The sequence below is a fragment of the Ramlibacter sp. GS1-15 genome (assembly GCF_057785015.1).
On record NZ_JBYNTU010000001.1, the window covers coordinates 274,993 to 290,758 of the forward strand.

The window sequence follows — 15,766 nt, forward strand, 5'->3', positions numbered from 1 at the left end:
TTGTTCACGACGCGCCGTGCAGCGCCAAGCCCGCGTGTTCCCGCAGCGGATGGAAATGGATCTTCGGGAAGCGCTCCTGCGCCAGCCGCACGTCGTAGGGCGAGGTGCACAGGAACGCGAGCGCATCGGCGGCATCGAGCGCCATGCGTTGCGGATAGGCGTCCGTGAAGGCCTTCAATTCCTGCGGCGTGTCGGCCGTGATCCAGCGCGCACCGGTGTATTGCGAGCTTTCGAGGCGCACGTCGCAGTCGTACTCGGCCTTCAGGCGATGCTGCACCACCTCGAACTGCAGCTGGCCCACGGCGCCCAGCAGCATCGGCCCGCCGATCTGCGGCCGGAACACCTGGATCGCGCCTTCCTCGCCCAGCTGCGCGAGGCCCTGCTGCAACTGTTTCGTGCGCAGCGGGTTCTTGAGGATCACGACCTGGAACAGCTCGGGCGCGAAGAAGGGCAGGCCGGTGAACTGCAGGTTGGCGCCGTCGGTGATCGTGTCGCCCAGCTGCACGCCGCCGTGCGTGGTGAAACCGATGATGTCGCCGGCAAACGCTTCGTCGACGGCTTCGCGCCGTTGCGAGAGGAAGGTGACGACCGAGGTCGGCCGCAGTTCCTTGCCCGTGCGCTGCACCTTCAGCTTCATGCCGGGTTGGTACCTGCCGGCGGCCATGCGCACGAAGGCGATGCGGTCACGGTGCGACGGGTCCATGTTGGCCTGCACCTTGAACACCACGCCGGCGAAGTTCGGCGCGTCGGGTTCGATGACCTTCTCCTGCACCTGGCGATTGACGACCAGGTGGCTGGTGCGCGGGTGCGGCGGCGGCGCGAGGTCGACCAGCGCCTCCAGCACTTCCATCACGCCGAAGTTGTTCACGGCCGAGCCGAAGAAGACGGGCGTCTGCTTGGCGGCGAGGAAAGCTTCGTGGTTCCACTCGGGCGAGGCACCGGCGGCGAGCTCCATGCTCTCGGCGGCATGCTCGTATTCGCTGCCGAAGCGCTCCTGGAGCCTGGCCGTATCCGACAGGGCGATGGTCTCGAACTCCTCCGGACGGCGCTCGCTGCCCGACTCGAACACCGTCATCGCCTGCGTGCGCAGGTTCATGATGCCGCCGAAGCCCTTGCCCTTGCCCACCGGCCAGGTCATCGGCACGCACGGCATGCCGAGTTCGCGCTCGACCTCGTCGAGGATGTCCAGCGGCTCGCGCACCTCGCGGTCCATCTTGTTGACGAAGGTGATGATGGGCGTGTCGCGCTGGCGGCAGACCTCGATCAGCCGCTTGGTCTGTGCTTCCACGCCGTTGGCGGCGTCGATCACCATCAAGGCCGAGTCCACGGCCGTCAGCACGCGGTAGGTGTCTTCCGAGAAGTCCTTGTGGCCGGGCGTGTCGAGCAGGTTGATCACATGCTCGCGGTAGAGCATCTGCATCACGGACGAGGCGACCGAGATGCCGCGCTGCTTCTCGATTTCCATCCAGTCGGACGTCGCGTGGCGCGAAGCCTTGCGGCCCTTCACAGCGCCGGCGATCTGGATCGCGCCGGAGAACAGCAGCAGCTTTTCCGTCAGCGTGGTCTTGCCCGCGTCGGGGTGGGAAATGATGGCAAAGGTGCGGCGGCGCCGGACTTCGGCGGCGTAGGGCGAGGCAGACAAGGGAAAACTCCGGAAACTGTCGTGGACAGCCGGTCACGACGAACCCCCTATTGTGCCGCGCCGGGCGTACGCTGGTCCGCATGGGGGCAAAAGTCGAGCATGAAACGCTGGCGGCGGGCAGGCACGACGTGGTGGTCTCCAATCCATCCAAATTGCTGTTCGCCAAGGCGCTGGTCACCAAGCTCGACCTCGTCCGCTACTACCTGGCCGTCGCGCCCGGTGCCTTGCGCGGCGCCGGCGGGCGCCCGTGCGTGCTGAAGCGGTACCCGAACGGCATCGGCGAAGAGTCCTTCTTCCAGAAGCGCGTGCCGGCCGCGCGGCCCGACTGGATCGAGGTGGCGGAGATCCGTTTCCCGTCGGGGCGCACGGCGCAGGAGATCGTGCCGCGCGATGCGGCCGCGCTCGCGTGGATGGCGAACCTCGCCTGCATCGAGCTGCATCCGCATCCCGTGCGGGCCGGGGACCTCGAGCATCCGGACGAACTGCGCGTCGACCTCGACCCGGTGCCGGGCGTGAAATGGAAGCAGATCCTGCAGGTGGCGCAGCTGGTGCGCGAGACGCTCGCGGATTTCGATCTGGTCGGCTGGCCCAAGACCTCGGGGTCGCGCGGTGTCCACGTGCTGGTGCGCATCGAGCGGCGCTGGGGCTTCGATGAGGTGCGGCGCGCGGCGCTGGCCCTGGCGCGCGAAGTCGAACGCCGCGCGCCGAAGCTCGCCACCAGCGCGTGGTGGAAAGAGGAGCGGCACGGCGTCTTCATCGACTACAACCAGAACGCGAAGGACCGCACCGTGTGCTCCGCGTATTCGGTGCGGCCGAACGAGGAGGCGCGCGTCTCGGCACCGGCCAGCTGGGGCGAGCTGCAGTCCTGCGATCCCGGCGACTTCACCTTGAAGACGGTGCCGGCCCGCTTCGCGCGGATCGGCGACCCGCACGAAGGCATCGACGATGCGGCGTGTTCGCTCGGGAAACTGCTCGAACTCTCGGCGCGGCAGGAGAAGGACGGCCTGGGCGATGCGCCGTGGCCGCCGTACTACCGCAAGGCGCGTTAGCGCGCTACCATTCGCGCCCATGAAGCCCATCCTGGCCGCCCTCGCCGTCCTCGGGGCCTGTGCGTTCGCCCAGGCCGCCGACCGCCCCAACCAGCCGGTGTACCGCAGCGGGCCCTGGTTCGTCGTGCGCTCGGTGCGCGACGGCGGCAACGTCGTGGCGTGCACGGGCTTCTACCGCGCCAACCGCCACGTGCAATTGAGCAAGGACATGCTCGTCATCCAGACCAGCGACGACGTCAGGAGCGTGGCTTTCGGCTTCGACGACCAGCCGATGGGCGCGCAGCGGCCGCTGAGCGCGGGCGAGAAGGAGCTGAAGGCGATCGCGTTCAACGGCGAGGACTTCGCGAAGCTCGCGCAGAGCCGCAAGGTGCGCATCGAGGAAGCCACGCCGCAAGGCACGATGCGCCACGAGCTTGAATTGAACGGCCTCGCCGGCGCGCTCGAGAACATCGGGCAAGGCTGCCCGGTGCCGCAGGAAAAACGGGAGCGGCCCAAGCGCCGCCGCTTGCGCAGTCACGCGTTCACGCCGAACACGTCCGCCAGTTCGTAAGGCGCGACCGCTTCGAGCTGGTCGTAGCGGCAATCTTCCGGCGGCTTGTCCGGGCGCCAGCGCAGGAAGGTCGCTGCGTGCCGGAAGCGGTCGCCCTGCAGGTGGTCGTACTTCACCTCGCACACGCGCTCGGGCCGCAGCGGCTCCCACGACAGGTCCTTGCCCGCGCTCCAGCGGCTCTGGCCGCCGGGCATGCGATTGGCATCCTCGCCCGTGGCCTCGGCCCAGCCCGCCCAGGGATGGTTCTTCAAAGCGTCCTGGCGCAAGGGCGCGAGCTCCTCGACCAGTTGCTTTCGCATCGCGATCGTGAACGACGATGTCACGCCCACATGCTGCAGCACGCCGGCCTCGTTGTAGAGGCCCAGCAGCAACGAGCCGACCGCGTCGTCCGTGTCGCGGTACCAGCGGAAGCCCGCGACCACGCAGTCGGCCGTGCGCGCATGCTTGATCTTCAGCATCGCGCGCTTGCCGGGCTGGTAGGGGGCGGACTGCGGCTTGGCGACCACGCCGTCGAGCCCCGCGCCTTCGAAGCGCTCGAGCCAGTCCTGCGCCTGCGCGCGGTCGCGCGTCGCGGGCGTGAGGTGGATCGGGGGCTGCACGCTGCCCAATAGCCGTTCGAGCCGCGTGCGCCGTTCGGCCTGTGGCAATTGCATGGTCGAGCGCCCGCCCGCTGCGAGCAGGTCGAAGGCGATGAATGAGGCGGGCGTCGCGTTGGCCAGCCTGGCCACGCGCGAAGCAGCCGGGTGCAGACGCTGCTGGAGCGCATCGAAGTCCAGCCCGTCGGCGCCGACCACGACGATCTCGCCGTCGATGACGCAGCCCTTGGGCAGGCGCTCGATGCAGGCACGCTCGAGCTCGGGAAAGTAACGGTTGAGCGGACGCAGGTCGCGGCTCTGGATGTACGCCTCGTCGCCGTTGCGGAACACGATCGCCCGGAAGCCGTCCCACTTCGGTTCGAACAGGAACCCGTCCTCCTGGGGAAGCTCATCGGCGATCTTCGCCAGCATGGGCTCGATCGGCGGCGTGGTGGCGGGCGTGGTGGCCATCGGCCCTTGTAGTTCCGCCACCCGGGTGATGCCTGACAGAGGGTTGCGCTTTCGCGGGTCATCCCGATTCCTATAAAATCGGCCCCAATCCGAGGAGCGTTGCAACACCGCGCGGTGTCAGGCTCGGAAACCTTCGCAACGACGCTCACCCACTGTCCCGGTGCGGTGAGCTTTTTTGTCTCTCCCCCGGCAGTGGCACCTCGACATGACTCAGGAGCCACGATGAACGCCGTTCTCAAACCTTCCACCACGCAGGACTGCGTGATCGCCGACGCCAAGCTGGCCGACTGGGGCCGCAAGGAAATCCGCATCGCCGAGACCGAAATGCCGGGCCTGATGGCGATCCGCGAGGAATTCGCGAAGAGCCAGCCGCTCAAGGGCGCGCGCATCACCGGCTCGCTGCACATGACCATCCAGACGGCCGTGCTGATCGAGACGCTGCAGGCGCTGGGCGCGCAGGTGCGCTGGGCCTCGTGCAACATCTTCTCGACGCAGGACCATGCCGCGGCCGCGATCGCCGCGACGGGCACGCCGGTGTTCGCGAAGAAGGGCGAATCGCTCGAGGAGTACTGGGACTACACCCACCGCATCTTCGAGTTCGCCGCCAAGGGCAGCGAGGGCGAAGGCCCGAACATGATCCTGGACGACGGCGGCGACGCCACGCTGCTCATGCACCTGGGCAAGCGCGCCGAGAAGGACGCGGCGCTGGTCGCAGGCAACGGCCACAGCGAGGAAGAGCGCATCCTGTTCGCGTCCATCCGCAAGAAGCTCGCGGAGGACTCGACCTGGTACTCGCGCAAGTCGGCGGCGATCATCGGCGTGACGGAAGAGACCACCACCGGCGTGCACCGCCTGAACGAGATGAGCGCCAAGGGCACGCTGCTGTTCCGCGCCATCAACGTCAACGACTCCGTCACCAAGAGCAAGTTCGACAACCTCTACGGCTGCCGCGAATCGCTGGTGGACGGCATCAAGCGCGCCACCGACGTGATGATCGCCGGCAAGGTCGCGATCGTGGCCGGCTACGGCGACGTCGGCAAGGGCTCGGCCCAGGCGCTGCGCGCGCTGTCGGCGCAGGTGTGGGTGACCGAGATCGACCCGATCAACGCGCTGCAGGCCTGCATGGAAGGCTACCGCGTGGTCACCATGGACTACGCCGCCGACAAGGGCGACATCTTCGTCACGTGCACGGGCAACAAGAACGTGATCACGTACGAGCACATGGCGAAGATGAAGGACCAGGCCATCGTCTGCAACATCGGCCACTTCGACAACGAGATCGACGTCGCCGCGCTCGAGAAGCAGTGCAAGTGGGAAGAGATCAAGCCGCAGGTCGACCACGTGATCTTCCCCGACGGCAAGCGCATCATCCTGCTGGCCAAGGGGCGCCTCGTGAACCTGGGCTGCGCCACCGGCCACCCCAGCTACGTGATGTCGTCGTCGTTCGCGAACCAGACGATCGCCCAGATCGAGCTGTTCACGCACAAGGACTTCTACGAGGTCGGCAAGGTGTACGTCCTGCCCAAGCACCTGGACGAGAAGGTCGCACGCCTGCAGCTCAGGAAGCTCGGCGCGATGCTCACGGAGCTGACCGACGAGCAGGCCGAGTACCTCGGCGTGCCGAAGCAGGGGCCGTACAAGCCGGACACCTACCGCTATTGATTGGCAGCGCGGCATGCGCGCCGACCAGCTTCTCGTCGAACGCGGCCTCGCCGCCACGCGCTCGCAAGCGCAGCGCCTGATCGCGGCGGGCGTGCGCTGGCGCGGCCCGCGCGGCTGGCAGCCGGTCGCCAAGAACGGCGACGAGCTGCCGCCGCAAGCGGAGATCGAACTGACGGACGACGCCGAAACCCGCTACGTCTCGCGCGGCGGCCTGAAACTCGAAGGCGCGCTGGCGTCAGCCGGCCTCGTCGTGCGCGGCAAGCGCTGCCTCGACGTCGGCCAGTCGACCGGCGGCTTCACCGACTGCCTGCTCGCCCATGGCGCGGCGCGCGTCACCGGTGTCGACGTCGGCCACGGCCAGCTGCACGAGAAGCTGCGGCACGACGCGCGCGTGGTCGCGATCGAGAAGCTCAACGCCCGCGAACTCACGAGCGAGCAGGTGGGTGGTGACTTCGACCTGGTGGTCGGCGACCTGTCGTTCATCTCGCTGACGCTGGTGCTGCCGGCGCTGGTGCCCTTGCTGAAGGTCGGCGGCGACCTCGTGATGCTCGTGAAGCCGCAGTTCGAACTGCAGCCCGCGCAGATCGGCAAGGGCGGCGTGGTCACCGACGCGTCGCTGTATGAGATCGTCGAGCAGCGCATCCGCGCGGCCTGCACGCAGCTCGGGTTGCAGGTGTGCGGCTGGTACGCCAGCCCCATCACCGGCGGCGAGGGCAACCGCGAATTTTTCATCCATGCGGCGAAAGCCGCGAAGGGCCCGCAATGAGCCTGGCACTGAGCCTTGAATTCTTCCCGCCGAAAACCCCCGAGGGCGCGGCGAAGCTGCGCGAAGCGCGGCAGCAGCTGTACACGTTGAAGCCCGAGTTCTGCTCCGTCACGTACGGCGCGGGCGGCTCGACCCAGCAAGGCACCTTCGACACCGTCGCCGAGATCCTGAAGGAGGGCGTCGATGCGGCCTCTCACCTGTCGTGCATCGGCGCGACCCAGGGCAAGGTGCGCGACGCGCTCGCCGCGCTGAAGGCGATGGGCGTCAAGCGCCTGGTGGCGCTGCGCGGCGACCTGCCGAGCGGCTACGGCACCGGCGGCGAATTCCAGTACGCGAGTGACCTGATCGCCTTCATCCGCGCCGAGACCGGCGACACGTTCACGATCGACGTGGCGTGCTACCCGGAAGTGCACCCGCAGGCGCGCTCGGCGGACGCGGACCTGCAGGCGTTCGCGACCAAGGTGCGCGCAGGTGCCGACACGGCGATCACGCAGTACTTCTTCAACGCCGATGCGTATTTCCGCTTCGTCGAGGAGACGCGCAAGCTGGGCCTGGATATCGCCGTGGTGCCGGGCATCATGCCGATCACGAACTCGTCGCAGCTGATGCGCTTTTCCGACGCCTGCGGCGCCGAGATCCCGCGCTGGATCCGCCTGCGCCTGCAGGGCTTCGGCGACGACGCGAAGTCGATCCGCGCCTTCGGCCTGGACGTGGTCACGCAGCTGTGCGAGCAGCTGCGTGCCGGCGGCGCGCCCTGCTTCCACTTCTACACGATGAACCAGGCCGCCGCGACGATCGAGATCTGCCGGCGGCTCGGGCTGGCCGCCTGACGTCCCTGCGCCACGCGCAGTTTTGACCTGCCGCAACTTCCGCCCTCGGCGGGCTCCGGGTTTGCCCGAGTTTGCGGAGCGTCAAGGCTGAGCATGACGGGCTCCGATGCAATGCTTCATGGGAATGTTCCCGTGCCTCGTGAACGCATTGCAATCATGATCAACAAGAAACTCGCGCTCGCCGCCGCGGCGGGCCTGCTCCTGGCCGCCAGCCTGACCGCCCATGCTGCCGACGAGGGCCCCTGGCTCGTTCGCGCACGCGCCGTCCACCTCCAGAGCGCCAATGGCGGGGACCTGGGCCTGTCGATCGACAACAAGTGGCTGCCTGAAGTCGACATCAGCTATTTCTTCACGCCGAACATCGCGGCCGAGCTGGTCCTCACCGTGCCGCAGAAGCACGACGTCTTCGCGAGCGGGACGAAGATCGGGTCCCTGCGCCACCTGCCGCCCACGCTCACGGCGCAGTACCACTTCCTGCCCTCGGGCTCGGTGCGGCCGTACGCCGGTGCGGGCCTGAACTACACCCGCTTCAGCTCGGTGGAGCTGCCGGCGCCCGTCACCATCGACAAGAACAGCTTCGGTCCCGCGCTGCAAGTGGGCGTCGACATTCCTGTCGCGAAGAACGTCGTCCTGAACGTGGACGTGAAGAAGGTGTACATCCGCACCGATGTGTCGGCGGCGGGAGTGAAGCTCGGCACCTTCAAGGTCGACCCGCTGCTGGTCGGCGTGGGCCTCGGCTATCGTTTCTGATCGAGGTGGCTAGGACGACTCCAGGCCATGGGCCTGTCCCTTGCCGCGCCCCAGGATCTCGACGAGCTGCGGCAGCGCGGCCTGCAGGGCGGGCTTCAAGGTGTGCGGCGGGTTGACCACGAACATGCCGCTGGCCGTCAGGCCCGGGCCGTGCTGCCCTTCGCCGATGCGCGACGGCGCATGGCCGATCGAGAGCGTCGCGTGCAGCCAGGGCTTGCCGGCGTTGTTGGCGAGCGCCTTCAGTCGCCGCGGCAGGTCGTGCGCCTCGGGCCGCGGGATGATCGGGTACCAGACCGCGTACACGCCGGTGGCGAAGCGCTTCAGGCTGTCGGCGATGCAGGCCGTGACCTTGGCATAGTCGCTCTTGATCTCGTAGCTGGGGTCGATCAGGACCAGCGAACGCCGCGAAGGCGGCGGCAGGAAGGCTTTCAATCCCTCGAAGCCGTCCTGCCGTGCCACCGCGATCTGGCGCCCCGCCTCGAGCTGCGCGACGTTGCCCGCCAGCGCCTTGGCGTCGGTCGGGTGCATCTCGAACAATTTGAGCTTGTCCCGTCCGCCCTCGGGCAGCAGGCGGTGGATGATGAAGGGCGAGCCCGGATAGACCTTCAGCTGGCCCGGCTTGTTGAAGGCGGCGACCAGATCGAGATAGTCGGTGATCGCCGATGCTACATCTTTCATAGCAGCCGCAGCCGGTGCCAGCTTGAGTACGCCGTCGGCCGCCTCGCCCGAAGTGCCCGCATACTCCCCGTCCAGACGGTACAGGCCGGCGCCCGCGTGGGTGTCCACCACCATCAGCGCCGTGTCCTTCTGCGTGAGGTGGCGCAGGATCGCGATCAGCATCGTGTGCTTCAGGACGTCGGCGTGGTTGCCGGCGTGGAAGGCGTGGCGGTAGCTGAACATGCGGGCATCCTAACCGCGGCCTGCCCGCTTCGGGCCCGGCTGCCCGGTTTTTCATATAATCACGGGTTCCGTAGCGTTTTTTGCGTCCCGCGACGGATCGAACATCCCGCCTAAGAGGTTCCCGACAGAGGAACACCGACCGCGGAAAAGGACGCGCAAACACACTCGAGAAATGATTCATGAAAACGTTCAGCGCGAAACCCGCTGACGTGAAGCACGAGTGGTTTGTGATTGACGCCACCGACAAGGTGCTCGGACGAGTAGCCAGCGAAGTTGCTCTCCGTTTGCGCGGCAAACACAAGGCCATCTACACGCCTCACGTCGATACCGGCGACTTCATCGTCGTTGTCAACGCCTCCAAGCTCCGCGTCACCGGCGCGAAGGAGCTCGACAAGATGTATTACCGCCACTCGGGCTTCCCGGGCGGCATCTACTCCACCAACTTCCGCGACATGCAGGCCAAGCATCCCGGCCGCGCGCTCGAGAAGGCCGTCAAGGGCATGCTGCCCAAGGGCCCGCTCGGCTACGCCATGATCAAGAAGCTCAAGGTGTACGGCGGGGCCGAGCATCCGCACAGCGCCCAGCAGCCGAAGCCGCTGGAAATCTCCAACACCGGCAACGGGGTGTCCAAATGATTGGTGAATGGAACAACGGCACCGGCCGCCGCAAGAGCAGCGTGGCCCGTGTCTTCCTGAAGAAGGGCTCCGGCAAGATCACGGTCAACGGCAAGGACATCGCGGTGTTCTTCGGCCGCCAGACCTCGATCATGATCGCCAAGCAGCCGCTGATGCTGACGAACAACGCCGAGGCGTTCGACATCCAGGTCAACGTGCACGGCGGCGGCGAATCCGGCCAGGCCGGCGCGGTGCGCCACGGCATCACCCGCGCGCTGATCGATTACGACGCGGCGCTCAAGCCCGTGCTGTCGCAAGCCGGCTTCGTCACGCGCGATGCCCGCGAAGTGGAACGCAAGAAGGTCGGCCTGCACTCCGCGCGCCGCCGCAAGCAGTTCAGCAAACGCTAAGCCGCTTACTTCCGATACAAAAAGCCGCACAAGTCCTCTTGCTGCGGCTTTTTTATTGGCTGTATTGTTGAGCCATACAAGCTCAGCAGTACGTTGGGATGCGCTTCAAGCTCCTTCGCCGCCGATTGACCATCAGCGCGCCACGCATGGCCGTGCGCAGCGCCTTGCCCTGGCCCCTGCGCTGGGCCTGGGTGGCCATCGTGCTCGGCTTCTGCGGCGCGTTCGCGCTGTGGGCCTTCGAATTCGGCAAGGACATCGCCGGCATCGACATCGGTGCGAAGGAAGAAGTGTTGCGCCTGCGCGCCGACATCGACAAGTTGCGCGAGGAGCGTGACAAGGCCCAGTCGGTGATCAACACCTCGGCCAGCGTGCTCACGGCCGAGAAAGCGGCGCAGGAGCGCCTGGCGGCGCAGGTGAGGTCGCTGGAGGCCGAGAACCGCGCCCTGCGCGACGACCTGGGCTTCTTCGAGCGCCTGATGCCGGCCAGCGGCGGCGAAGCCGTGGCGATCCGCGGCCTGCAGGCCGAAGTGCTCGCGGGCACGCAGCTCAAGTGGCAGGTGTTGTTGATCCACCCGGTGAAGAACGCATCGGAGTTTCGCGGCCGGCTCGAGCTGAAGCTTGCCGGCACGCTCGACGGCAAACCCTGGATGATGGATGTCCCGCAGCCGGCGCTCGCCTTCAGGCAGTACCGGCGCGTCGAAGGAATGGTCGACCTGCCGCCGCAGGCCGTGGTAAAAAACGTCTCCGCCAAGGTGGTGGAGGGCACGGTCACCCGCGCCGTGCAGAGCATCGAGCTGTAGAACCGAAACACCGAGGAGAACTAATGTTCGGCAAGAAGGCGCCTCCCCCCATCAAGAGCCTCATCGCGCAAGGCAGCCGCATCGAGGGCAACCTCAGGTTCAGCGATGGCTTGCGTGTGGATGGCGAGTGCTTCGGCAACATCATGGCCAACGAGGAACCCAGCATCCTGGTGATCTCCGAAGCCGCGGTCGTCGTCGGCGAAGTCCAGGCGGACCACGTGATCATCAACGGCACGGTGCGCGGGCCGGTCCACGCGCGCCAGCTGCTGGAACTGCAGCCCAAGGCCCGCATCGAAGGGGATGTGCACTACCGCGCGCTCGAGATGCACCAGGGCGCCATGATCGCGGGGCAGATGAGGCCGCTGGATGCCCTGGTCGAGGAAAAGCCCTTACTCAAGCTGGCGTCAACGGCGGCCTGACCTGAATTCCCGAGCGGACTGCTGTACTATTGGTGCAGTTCGCCTTTGAAAGAGATCCCATGAGCGCAGTCGCCGAGAACGTCCAATCCGAGATGCCCGCCCCGCTGGTCTTCACCGACAGCGCCGCGGCCAAGGTCGCCGAACTCATCGCCGAGGAAGGCAATCCCGACCTCAAGCTGCGCGTCTTCGTGCAGGGCGGCGGCTGCTCGGGCTTCCAGTACGGCTTCACGTTCGACGAGATCCAGAACGACGACGACACCGTGATGCAGAAGAACGGCGTGTCGCTGCTGATCGACTCGATGAGCTACCAGTACTTGGTCGGCGCCGAGATCGACTACAAGGAAGACCTGCAGGGCGCGCAGTTCGTGATCAAGAACCCGAACGCCACCAGCACCTGCGGTTGCGGCTCGAGCTTCTCGGCCTAACGCGGGTAGATTCCCCCCAACACACGGGCGCCGCGGGCGCCCGTTGTGCTTTCCAGGGCCAGCGCTTCACGTCGCACGCACTGGCGCGCCAGCCAGGCGAACGCGGCCGCCTCGACCTGCAAGGGCGGCAGCCCGGCTTCGGAACTGGAACTTACGGATGTTGCAGGCAGCTGGGCACGCAGACGGCCCACCAGGTGCCTGTTGAGCGCGCCGCCGCCGCAGACGATGAGGCGCGGCAATTCCGGCTGGTGGCGCTTCACGTCGTTGGCGATCGCGGTCGCCGTGAGTTCAGCGAGCGTCGCCTGGACATCGACCGCGGCCTGGGACGCGAGGTGCTTGTCCAGCCACGGCGCGTTGAACAGGTCGCGGCCGGTGCTCTTGGGCGGGGCCTTCGCGAAATACGGGTCGGACAGCATGGCGCGAAGCAACACCTGATCGACCTGGCCTGACGCGGCCCACGCGCCGGCATCGTCGAACGCCTTGCCCGTGTGCTGCGCGCACCACGCATCCATCAACGCGTTCCCCGGACCGCAGTCGAAGCCGAGCTGCGTGCCGTCGGCGCGCAAGAGGCTGAGATTCGAGATGCCTCCGATATTGAGCACACCCACCGTCTCTCCTTCGCGCGCGAACATGGCGCGATGGAAGAAGGGCGCGAGCGGCGCGCCCTGGCCGCCGGCGGCGACGTCGCGCGAGCGGAAATCGGCGACGACGTCGATGCCGGCCAGTTCCGCCAGCAGTGAAGGGTTGCACAGCTGGAGCGTATAGCCGGTGCCGTCGAACTCCTGGGGGCGATGGCGCACCGTCTGGCCGTGCGCCCCGATGGCGGCGACGGATCGGGTGTCGAGCTTCGCCTCTTGCAGCAAGTGCGCGACCACTGCGGCATACACGCGCATCAAGCCGTTGGCCGCGAGCGCCGCGCGATGCAGTTCGTTGTCGCCCGGCGTATTGAGCGCGAGCAGTTCGGCGCGCAGTTCCGGCGCGAACGCCGCGCTCGCATGGGCGATGACCCGCGGCCGGGCATCGCCGAAATCCGCCAGCACGCCGTCCACGCCGTCGAGCGACGTGCCGGACATGAGGCCGATGTAGAGCTCTGGCATCGCGGCGATCTTAGCCGCTGCGGCGAACGCGCTACTGCGCGCTGGCAAGCGTGGTTTCGCGGGCGGCGGCGGCGAGCTGCATGCGCATCGAGCGCGCCAGGCGATCGAATTCCGGCCGCAGCTCCGCCGAGAGCACCGACTGCTCGTGGCGGCGCGCCATGAGCGTCGGGTTCTGGTGCACGCCGTTCACGCGGAACTCGAAATGCAGGTGCGGTCCCGTGGCCCAGCCTGTCTGGCCGACGGCGCCGATGAAGTCGCCCTGCGCGACCTCCTGGCCGGCGTGGACCGCGATGCGGCTCAGGTGGGCATAGACCGTCTGTTCCGCGTTGTTGTGCCGCACGATCACGACCTTGCCGAAGCCGTTCTGCTCGCCCGCGAATTCCACGGTGCCTTCGCCGACCGTGCGCACCGGCGTGCCGGTCGTCGCGGCATAGTCCACACCCAGGTGCGCCTTCCACTCGTGGGCGATGGGGTGCATGCGCGTGGCGAAACCGCTGGAGATGCGCGAGAACTCGAGCGGCGTCGCCAGGTACTGCGTCTGCAGGCTCTGGCCGTCGAGCGTGAAATAGGCGCCCTTGCCAACCGGCGGCTGGAACCACACGGCGCTGTACGGCTTGCCGCCATTCACGAATTCGGCCGAAAGGATGCGGCCGGTGCGCATCGGCTCGCCGTCGGCCTCCAGCGTTTCGTAAACGACGTTGAAGCGGTCGCCCTGGCGCAGGTCGTGGCGGAAATCGATCTCGTTCGAGAAGATCTCGACCATCTGCGAGACCACCGGATCGGGCACATGCGCTTCGTCGGCGGCCGAGAACAGCGAGCTGCGCACGATGGCGCTGCCCAGGCGCAGGCGCGCGACGAGCGGCGCCGAATCGACGTGCGAGACGAAGATGCCGGGTGCGGCGCGATCGATGACCAGCCGCTTGAAGTAGCCGCTGCTGTCGGGTGTCCAGCGAACGGTGAGCTTCATCAGCTCGTTGTGGTCGTTCGCCTCCACCGACACCGCGCGGCCGCTGCGGCCGAGCACCTGGGCGCGGAACGAGGGCTCGCGGCGCAGGAACGATGCGGCGGCCGCGTCGGCCAGGCCGAGCCGGGTCAGCAGCGCTTCCACCGTGTCGCTGGCCCGCGTGGTCTCGGTGCGATAGAGATTGAAGCTGTGGTCTTCGAGCTCGCGCAATTGCGCGTCGAGCGGCAGCGGGACGACGTCCTGCAGCACGTCGTGGACGGCGATGCGATCGGGCTCGGGGTCGAGCGTGGCGACGCCGAAGGCGGCACCGCCCCCGCCCAGGAGCAGCAGCGCGATGACGGCCGTCGCCTGCTTCGGGTGGTGTTCCAGCGCGTGGCCGGCCCGAAGCCTGAATCTTTCGCAAGCGGCGGCGAAACCGTGAATCAAGTGCCGATCCGAATTAGGTGGCCTGCCGTGAGCCTACGCCCGCGTAGGCGGTCCGCGCGCAGGAACTGCGTTGGCGCGGCCGGGCAGAAAAGACGCCGACACTAGAATCGAACGTCGTCCAACGGGCTGTCGCAGTATAGCGGCAGCGCTCGAGCTCGGCCACGAAAAAACCCTTATGAATCAAGCCGCTGTTACACAATTCCCGGTCACGGACCGCACCCGCGAGGCGATGGCCGTGACACTGCGCGGCGCCGATGAACTGATTCCGCAGGACGACTGGCTCAGGAAGCTCGCGAAGTCCGAGGCCACCGGCGTGCCGCTGCGCATCAAGCTCGGGCTGGACCCGACCGCGCCCGACATCCACGTCGGCCACACGGTGGTGCTGAACAAGATGCGCCAGCTGCAGGACCTGGGCCACACGGTGATCTTCCTCATCGGCGATTTCACGTCGATGATCGGCGACCCCTCGGGCCGCAACACGACGCGCCCGCCGCTCTCGGCCGAGCAGATCAAGGCGAACGCCGAGACCTACTACAAGCAGGCGAGCCTGGTGCTCGACCCGGCGAAGACCGAGATCCGCTACAACAGCGAATGGAGCGACCCGCTGGGCGCGCGCGGCATGATCCAGCTCGCGGCCAAGTACACCGTCGCCCGCATGATGGAGCGCAACGATTTTCACGAGCGCTTCAAGGCTGGTGCCTCGATCAGCATCCACGAGTTCCTGTACCCGCTGATGCAGGGCTACGATTCGGTCGCCCTGAAGAGCGACCTGGAACTCGGCGGCACCGACCAGAAGTTCAACCTGCTGATGGGCCGGCACCTGCAAGTCGAATACGGGCAGGAGCCGCAGTGCATCCTGACCATGCCGCTGCTGGAAGGGCTCGACGGCGTCGACAAGATGTCCAAGAGCAAGAACAACTACATCGGCATCACGGAAGACGCGAACACGATGTTCGCGAAGGTACTGTCGATCTCCGATGAACTGATGTGGCGCTGGTACACGCTGCTGTCCTTCCGCAGCGAGGCGGAGATCGCACGACTCAGGAAGGAAGTCGAAGCCGGCCGCAACCCCAAGGACGCGAAGGTGATGCTCGCCAAGGAGATCACCGCGCGCTTCCACAGCCCGGCCGCGGCCGATGCCGCCGAGCAGGACTTCATCAACCGCAGCAAGGGCGGGATCCCCGACGACATCGCGGAAGTGATGCTGCCGGGTGCGCCGCTGGGCATCGCGCAATTGCTCAAGCAGGCGAGCCTCGCGCCTTCGACCAGCGAAGCCAACCGGCTGATCGAAGGTGGCGGCGTTCGCGTGGATTCGAACGTGGTCGGCGACAAGGGCCTGAAGCTTGCGGCCGGCACCTACGTCGTGCAGGTCGGCAAGCGCAAGTTCGCCCGCGTGACGATTCATTGATGGCGCGC

General features: G+C 67.1%; 17 protein-coding genes and 1 riboswitch. Of the genes, 12 read left to right on the forward strand and 5 right to left on the reverse strand.

Annotated features, from left to right (window positions below; all coding sequences use genetic code 11):
• Positions 1 to 4: 4 nt before the first annotated feature.
• Positions 5 to 1,642, reverse strand: a complete 1,638-nt coding sequence (locus tag AC3EF3_RS01370; protein ID WP_488530363.1) for a peptide chain release factor 3 — start codon at positions 1,640 to 1,642, stop codon at positions 5 to 7.
• A gap of 80 nt (positions 1,643 to 1,722) precedes the next feature.
• Between AC3EF3_RS01370 and ligD the strand changes: the two genes are divergently transcribed.
• Positions 1,723 to 2,691, forward strand: a complete 969-nt coding sequence (gene ligD, locus AC3EF3_RS01375; RefSeq protein ID WP_488530364.1) for a non-homologous end-joining DNA ligase — start codon at positions 1,723 to 1,725, stop codon at positions 2,689 to 2,691.
• Between the two features lie 19 nt (positions 2,692 to 2,710).
• Positions 2,711 to 3,241, forward strand: a complete 531-nt coding sequence (locus AC3EF3_RS01380; protein ID WP_488530365.1) for a hypothetical protein — start codon at positions 2,711 to 2,713, stop codon at positions 3,239 to 3,241.
• On the opposite strand, the gene AC3EF3_RS01385 is transcribed toward AC3EF3_RS01380, so the two are convergent.
• Positions 3,205 to 4,287 carry an ATP-dependent DNA ligase gene (locus tag AC3EF3_RS01385; RefSeq protein ID WP_488530366.1) on the reverse strand — a complete coding sequence of 361 codons (1,083 nt, stop codon included), beginning with the start codon at positions 4,285 to 4,287 and terminating at the stop codon, positions 3,205 to 3,207. The two genes, AC3EF3_RS01380 and AC3EF3_RS01385, sit on opposite strands and share 37 nt — an antisense overlap.
• Positions 4,288 to 4,372: 85 nt before the next feature.
• Positions 4,373 to 4,441: riboswitch (S-adenosyl-L-homocysteine riboswitch) on the forward strand.
• 68 nt (positions 4,442 to 4,509) lie between these two features.
• On the opposite strand from AC3EF3_RS01385, the gene ahcY reads away from it, so the two are divergent.
• The 4 genes from ahcY to AC3EF3_RS01405 all read left to right on the forward strand — a co-directional run bounded on the left by ahcY (position 4,510) and on the right by AC3EF3_RS01405 (position 8,295).
• Positions 4,510 to 5,949 (forward strand): adenosylhomocysteinase, encoded by a 1,440-nt coding sequence (gene ahcY / locus AC3EF3_RS01390; RefSeq protein WP_488530367.1) that lies wholly within the window; start codon positions 4,510 to 4,512, stop codon positions 5,947 to 5,949.
• A 13-nt stretch (positions 5,950 to 5,962) separates the two neighbouring features.
• The gene (locus AC3EF3_RS01395; protein ID WP_488530368.1) at positions 5,963 to 6,715 is read left to right on the forward strand and encodes a TlyA family RNA methyltransferase; all 753 of its coding nucleotides are present in this window, start codon (positions 5,963 to 5,965) and stop codon (positions 6,713 to 6,715) included.
• A complete protein-coding gene (metF, locus tag AC3EF3_RS01400) occupies positions 6,712 to 7,545 on the forward strand; it encodes a methylenetetrahydrofolate reductase [NAD(P)H] (RefSeq protein ID WP_488530369.1) in 834 nt (277 codons plus the stop codon). Before AC3EF3_RS01395 ends, metF begins: the two co-directional genes overlap by 4 nt.
• A gap of 156 nt (positions 7,546 to 7,701) precedes the next feature.
• The gene (locus AC3EF3_RS01405; RefSeq protein ID WP_488530370.1) at positions 7,702 to 8,295 is read left to right on the forward strand and encodes an OmpW/AlkL family protein; all 594 of its coding nucleotides are present in this window, start codon (positions 7,702 to 7,704) and stop codon (positions 8,293 to 8,295) included.
• Between the two features lie 9 nt (positions 8,296 to 8,304).
• Here the strand turns inward: AC3EF3_RS01405 and AC3EF3_RS01410 are convergent, their stop codons facing one another.
• Positions 8,305 to 9,195, reverse strand: coding sequence for a 23S rRNA (adenine(2030)-N(6))-methyltransferase RlmJ (locus AC3EF3_RS01410; RefSeq protein WP_488530371.1), 891 nt, complete (start codon positions 9,193 to 9,195; stop codon positions 8,305 to 8,307).
• A gap of 179 nt (positions 9,196 to 9,374) precedes the next feature.
• Between AC3EF3_RS01410 and rplM the strand changes: the two genes are divergently transcribed.
• The 5 genes from rplM (at position 9,375) to erpA (ending at position 11,863) form a co-directional block, all read left to right on the forward strand.
• Positions 9,375 to 9,830: a 50S ribosomal protein L13 gene (gene rplM / locus AC3EF3_RS01415; protein WP_488530372.1), complete on the forward strand. Its 456-nt coding sequence runs from the start codon at positions 9,375 to 9,377 to the stop codon at positions 9,828 to 9,830.
• Positions 9,827 to 10,219, forward strand: coding sequence for a 30S ribosomal protein S9 (gene rpsI / locus AC3EF3_RS01420; protein WP_488530373.1), 393 nt, complete (start codon positions 9,827 to 9,829; stop codon positions 10,217 to 10,219). The genes rplM and rpsI overlap by 4 nt, the downstream gene beginning before the upstream one ends.
• Positions 10,220 to 10,317: 98 nt before the next feature.
• Positions 10,318 to 11,019, forward strand: coding sequence for a DUF6776 family protein (locus AC3EF3_RS01425; RefSeq protein ID WP_488530374.1), 702 nt, complete (start codon positions 10,318 to 10,320; stop codon positions 11,017 to 11,019).
• A 23-nt stretch (positions 11,020 to 11,042) separates the two neighbouring features.
• Positions 11,043 to 11,438 (forward strand): bactofilin family protein, encoded by a 396-nt coding sequence (locus tag AC3EF3_RS01430; protein ID WP_488530375.1) that lies wholly within the window; start codon positions 11,043 to 11,045, stop codon positions 11,436 to 11,438.
• A 59-nt stretch (positions 11,439 to 11,497) separates the two neighbouring features.
• Positions 11,498 to 11,863 (forward strand): iron-sulfur cluster insertion protein ErpA, encoded by a 366-nt coding sequence (gene erpA, locus AC3EF3_RS01435; protein WP_488530376.1) that lies wholly within the window; start codon positions 11,498 to 11,500, stop codon positions 11,861 to 11,863.
• Here erpA and AC3EF3_RS01440 read toward each other — a convergent pair.
• The gene (locus tag AC3EF3_RS01440; RefSeq protein ID WP_488530377.1) at positions 11,860 to 12,960 is read right to left on the reverse strand and encodes an anhydro-N-acetylmuramic acid kinase; all 1,101 of its coding nucleotides are present in this window, start codon (positions 12,958 to 12,960) and stop codon (positions 11,860 to 11,862) included. The two genes, erpA and AC3EF3_RS01440, sit on opposite strands and share 4 nt — an antisense overlap.
• A 31-nt stretch (positions 12,961 to 12,991) precedes the next feature.
• Complete coding sequence (locus tag AC3EF3_RS01445; protein ID WP_488530378.1) at positions 12,992 to 14,350, reverse strand: peptidoglycan DD-metalloendopeptidase family protein; 1,359 nt, start codon at positions 14,348 to 14,350, stop codon at positions 12,992 to 12,994.
• A gap of 175 nt (positions 14,351 to 14,525) precedes the next feature.
• Between AC3EF3_RS01445 and tyrS the strand changes: the two genes are divergently transcribed.
• Positions 14,526 to 15,758, forward strand: a complete 1,233-nt coding sequence (gene tyrS / locus AC3EF3_RS01450; RefSeq protein WP_488530379.1) for a tyrosine--tRNA ligase — start codon at positions 14,526 to 14,528, stop codon at positions 15,756 to 15,758.
• Positions 15,759 to 15,766: the final 8 nt, after the last annotated feature.

What these genes read in the sequence shown, in the direction of transcription:
- ligD (WP_488530364.1), top strand. Translation starts at nt 1,723, where the DNA reads ATGGGGGCAAAAGTCGAGCATGAAACGCTGGCGGCGGGCAGGCACGAC.
- AC3EF3_RS01380 (WP_488530365.1), top strand. Translation starts at nt 2,711, where the DNA reads ATGAAGCCCATCCTGGCCGCCCTCGCCGTCCTCGGGGCCTGTGCGTTC.
- AC3EF3_RS01385 (WP_488530366.1), bottom strand. Translation starts at nt 4,287, where the DNA reads ATGGCCACCACGCCCGCCACCACGCCGCCGATCGAGCCCATGCTGGCG.
- ahcY (WP_488530367.1), top strand. Translation starts at nt 4,510, where the DNA reads ATGAACGCCGTTCTCAAACCTTCCACCACGCAGGACTGCGTGATCGCC.
- AC3EF3_RS01395 (WP_488530368.1), top strand. Translation starts at nt 5,963, where the DNA reads ATGCGCGCCGACCAGCTTCTCGTCGAACGCGGCCTCGCCGCCACGCGC.
- metF (WP_488530369.1), top strand. Translation starts at nt 6,712, where the DNA reads ATGAGCCTGGCACTGAGCCTTGAATTCTTCCCGCCGAAAACCCCCGAG.
- AC3EF3_RS01405 (WP_488530370.1), top strand. Translation starts at nt 7,702, where the DNA reads ATGATCAACAAGAAACTCGCGCTCGCCGCCGCGGCGGGCCTGCTCCTG.
- AC3EF3_RS01410 (WP_488530371.1), bottom strand. Translation starts at nt 9,195, where the DNA reads ATGTTCAGCTACCGCCACGCCTTCCACGCCGGCAACCACGCCGACGTC.
- rplM (WP_488530372.1), top strand. Translation starts at nt 9,375, where the DNA reads ATGAAAACGTTCAGCGCGAAACCCGCTGACGTGAAGCACGAGTGGTTT.
- rpsI (WP_488530373.1), top strand. Translation starts at nt 9,827, where the DNA reads ATGATTGGTGAATGGAACAACGGCACCGGCCGCCGCAAGAGCAGCGTG.
- AC3EF3_RS01425 (WP_488530374.1), top strand. Translation starts at nt 10,318, where the DNA reads ATGCGCTTCAAGCTCCTTCGCCGCCGATTGACCATCAGCGCGCCACGC.
- AC3EF3_RS01430 (WP_488530375.1), top strand. Translation starts at nt 11,043, where the DNA reads ATGTTCGGCAAGAAGGCGCCTCCCCCCATCAAGAGCCTCATCGCGCAA.
- erpA (WP_488530376.1), top strand. Translation starts at nt 11,498, where the DNA reads ATGAGCGCAGTCGCCGAGAACGTCCAATCCGAGATGCCCGCCCCGCTG.
- AC3EF3_RS01440 (WP_488530377.1), bottom strand. Translation starts at nt 12,960, where the DNA reads ATGCCAGAGCTCTACATCGGCCTCATGTCCGGCACGTCGCTCGACGGC.
- tyrS (WP_488530379.1), top strand. Translation starts at nt 14,526, where the DNA reads ATGAATCAAGCCGCTGTTACACAATTCCCGGTCACGGACCGCACCCGC.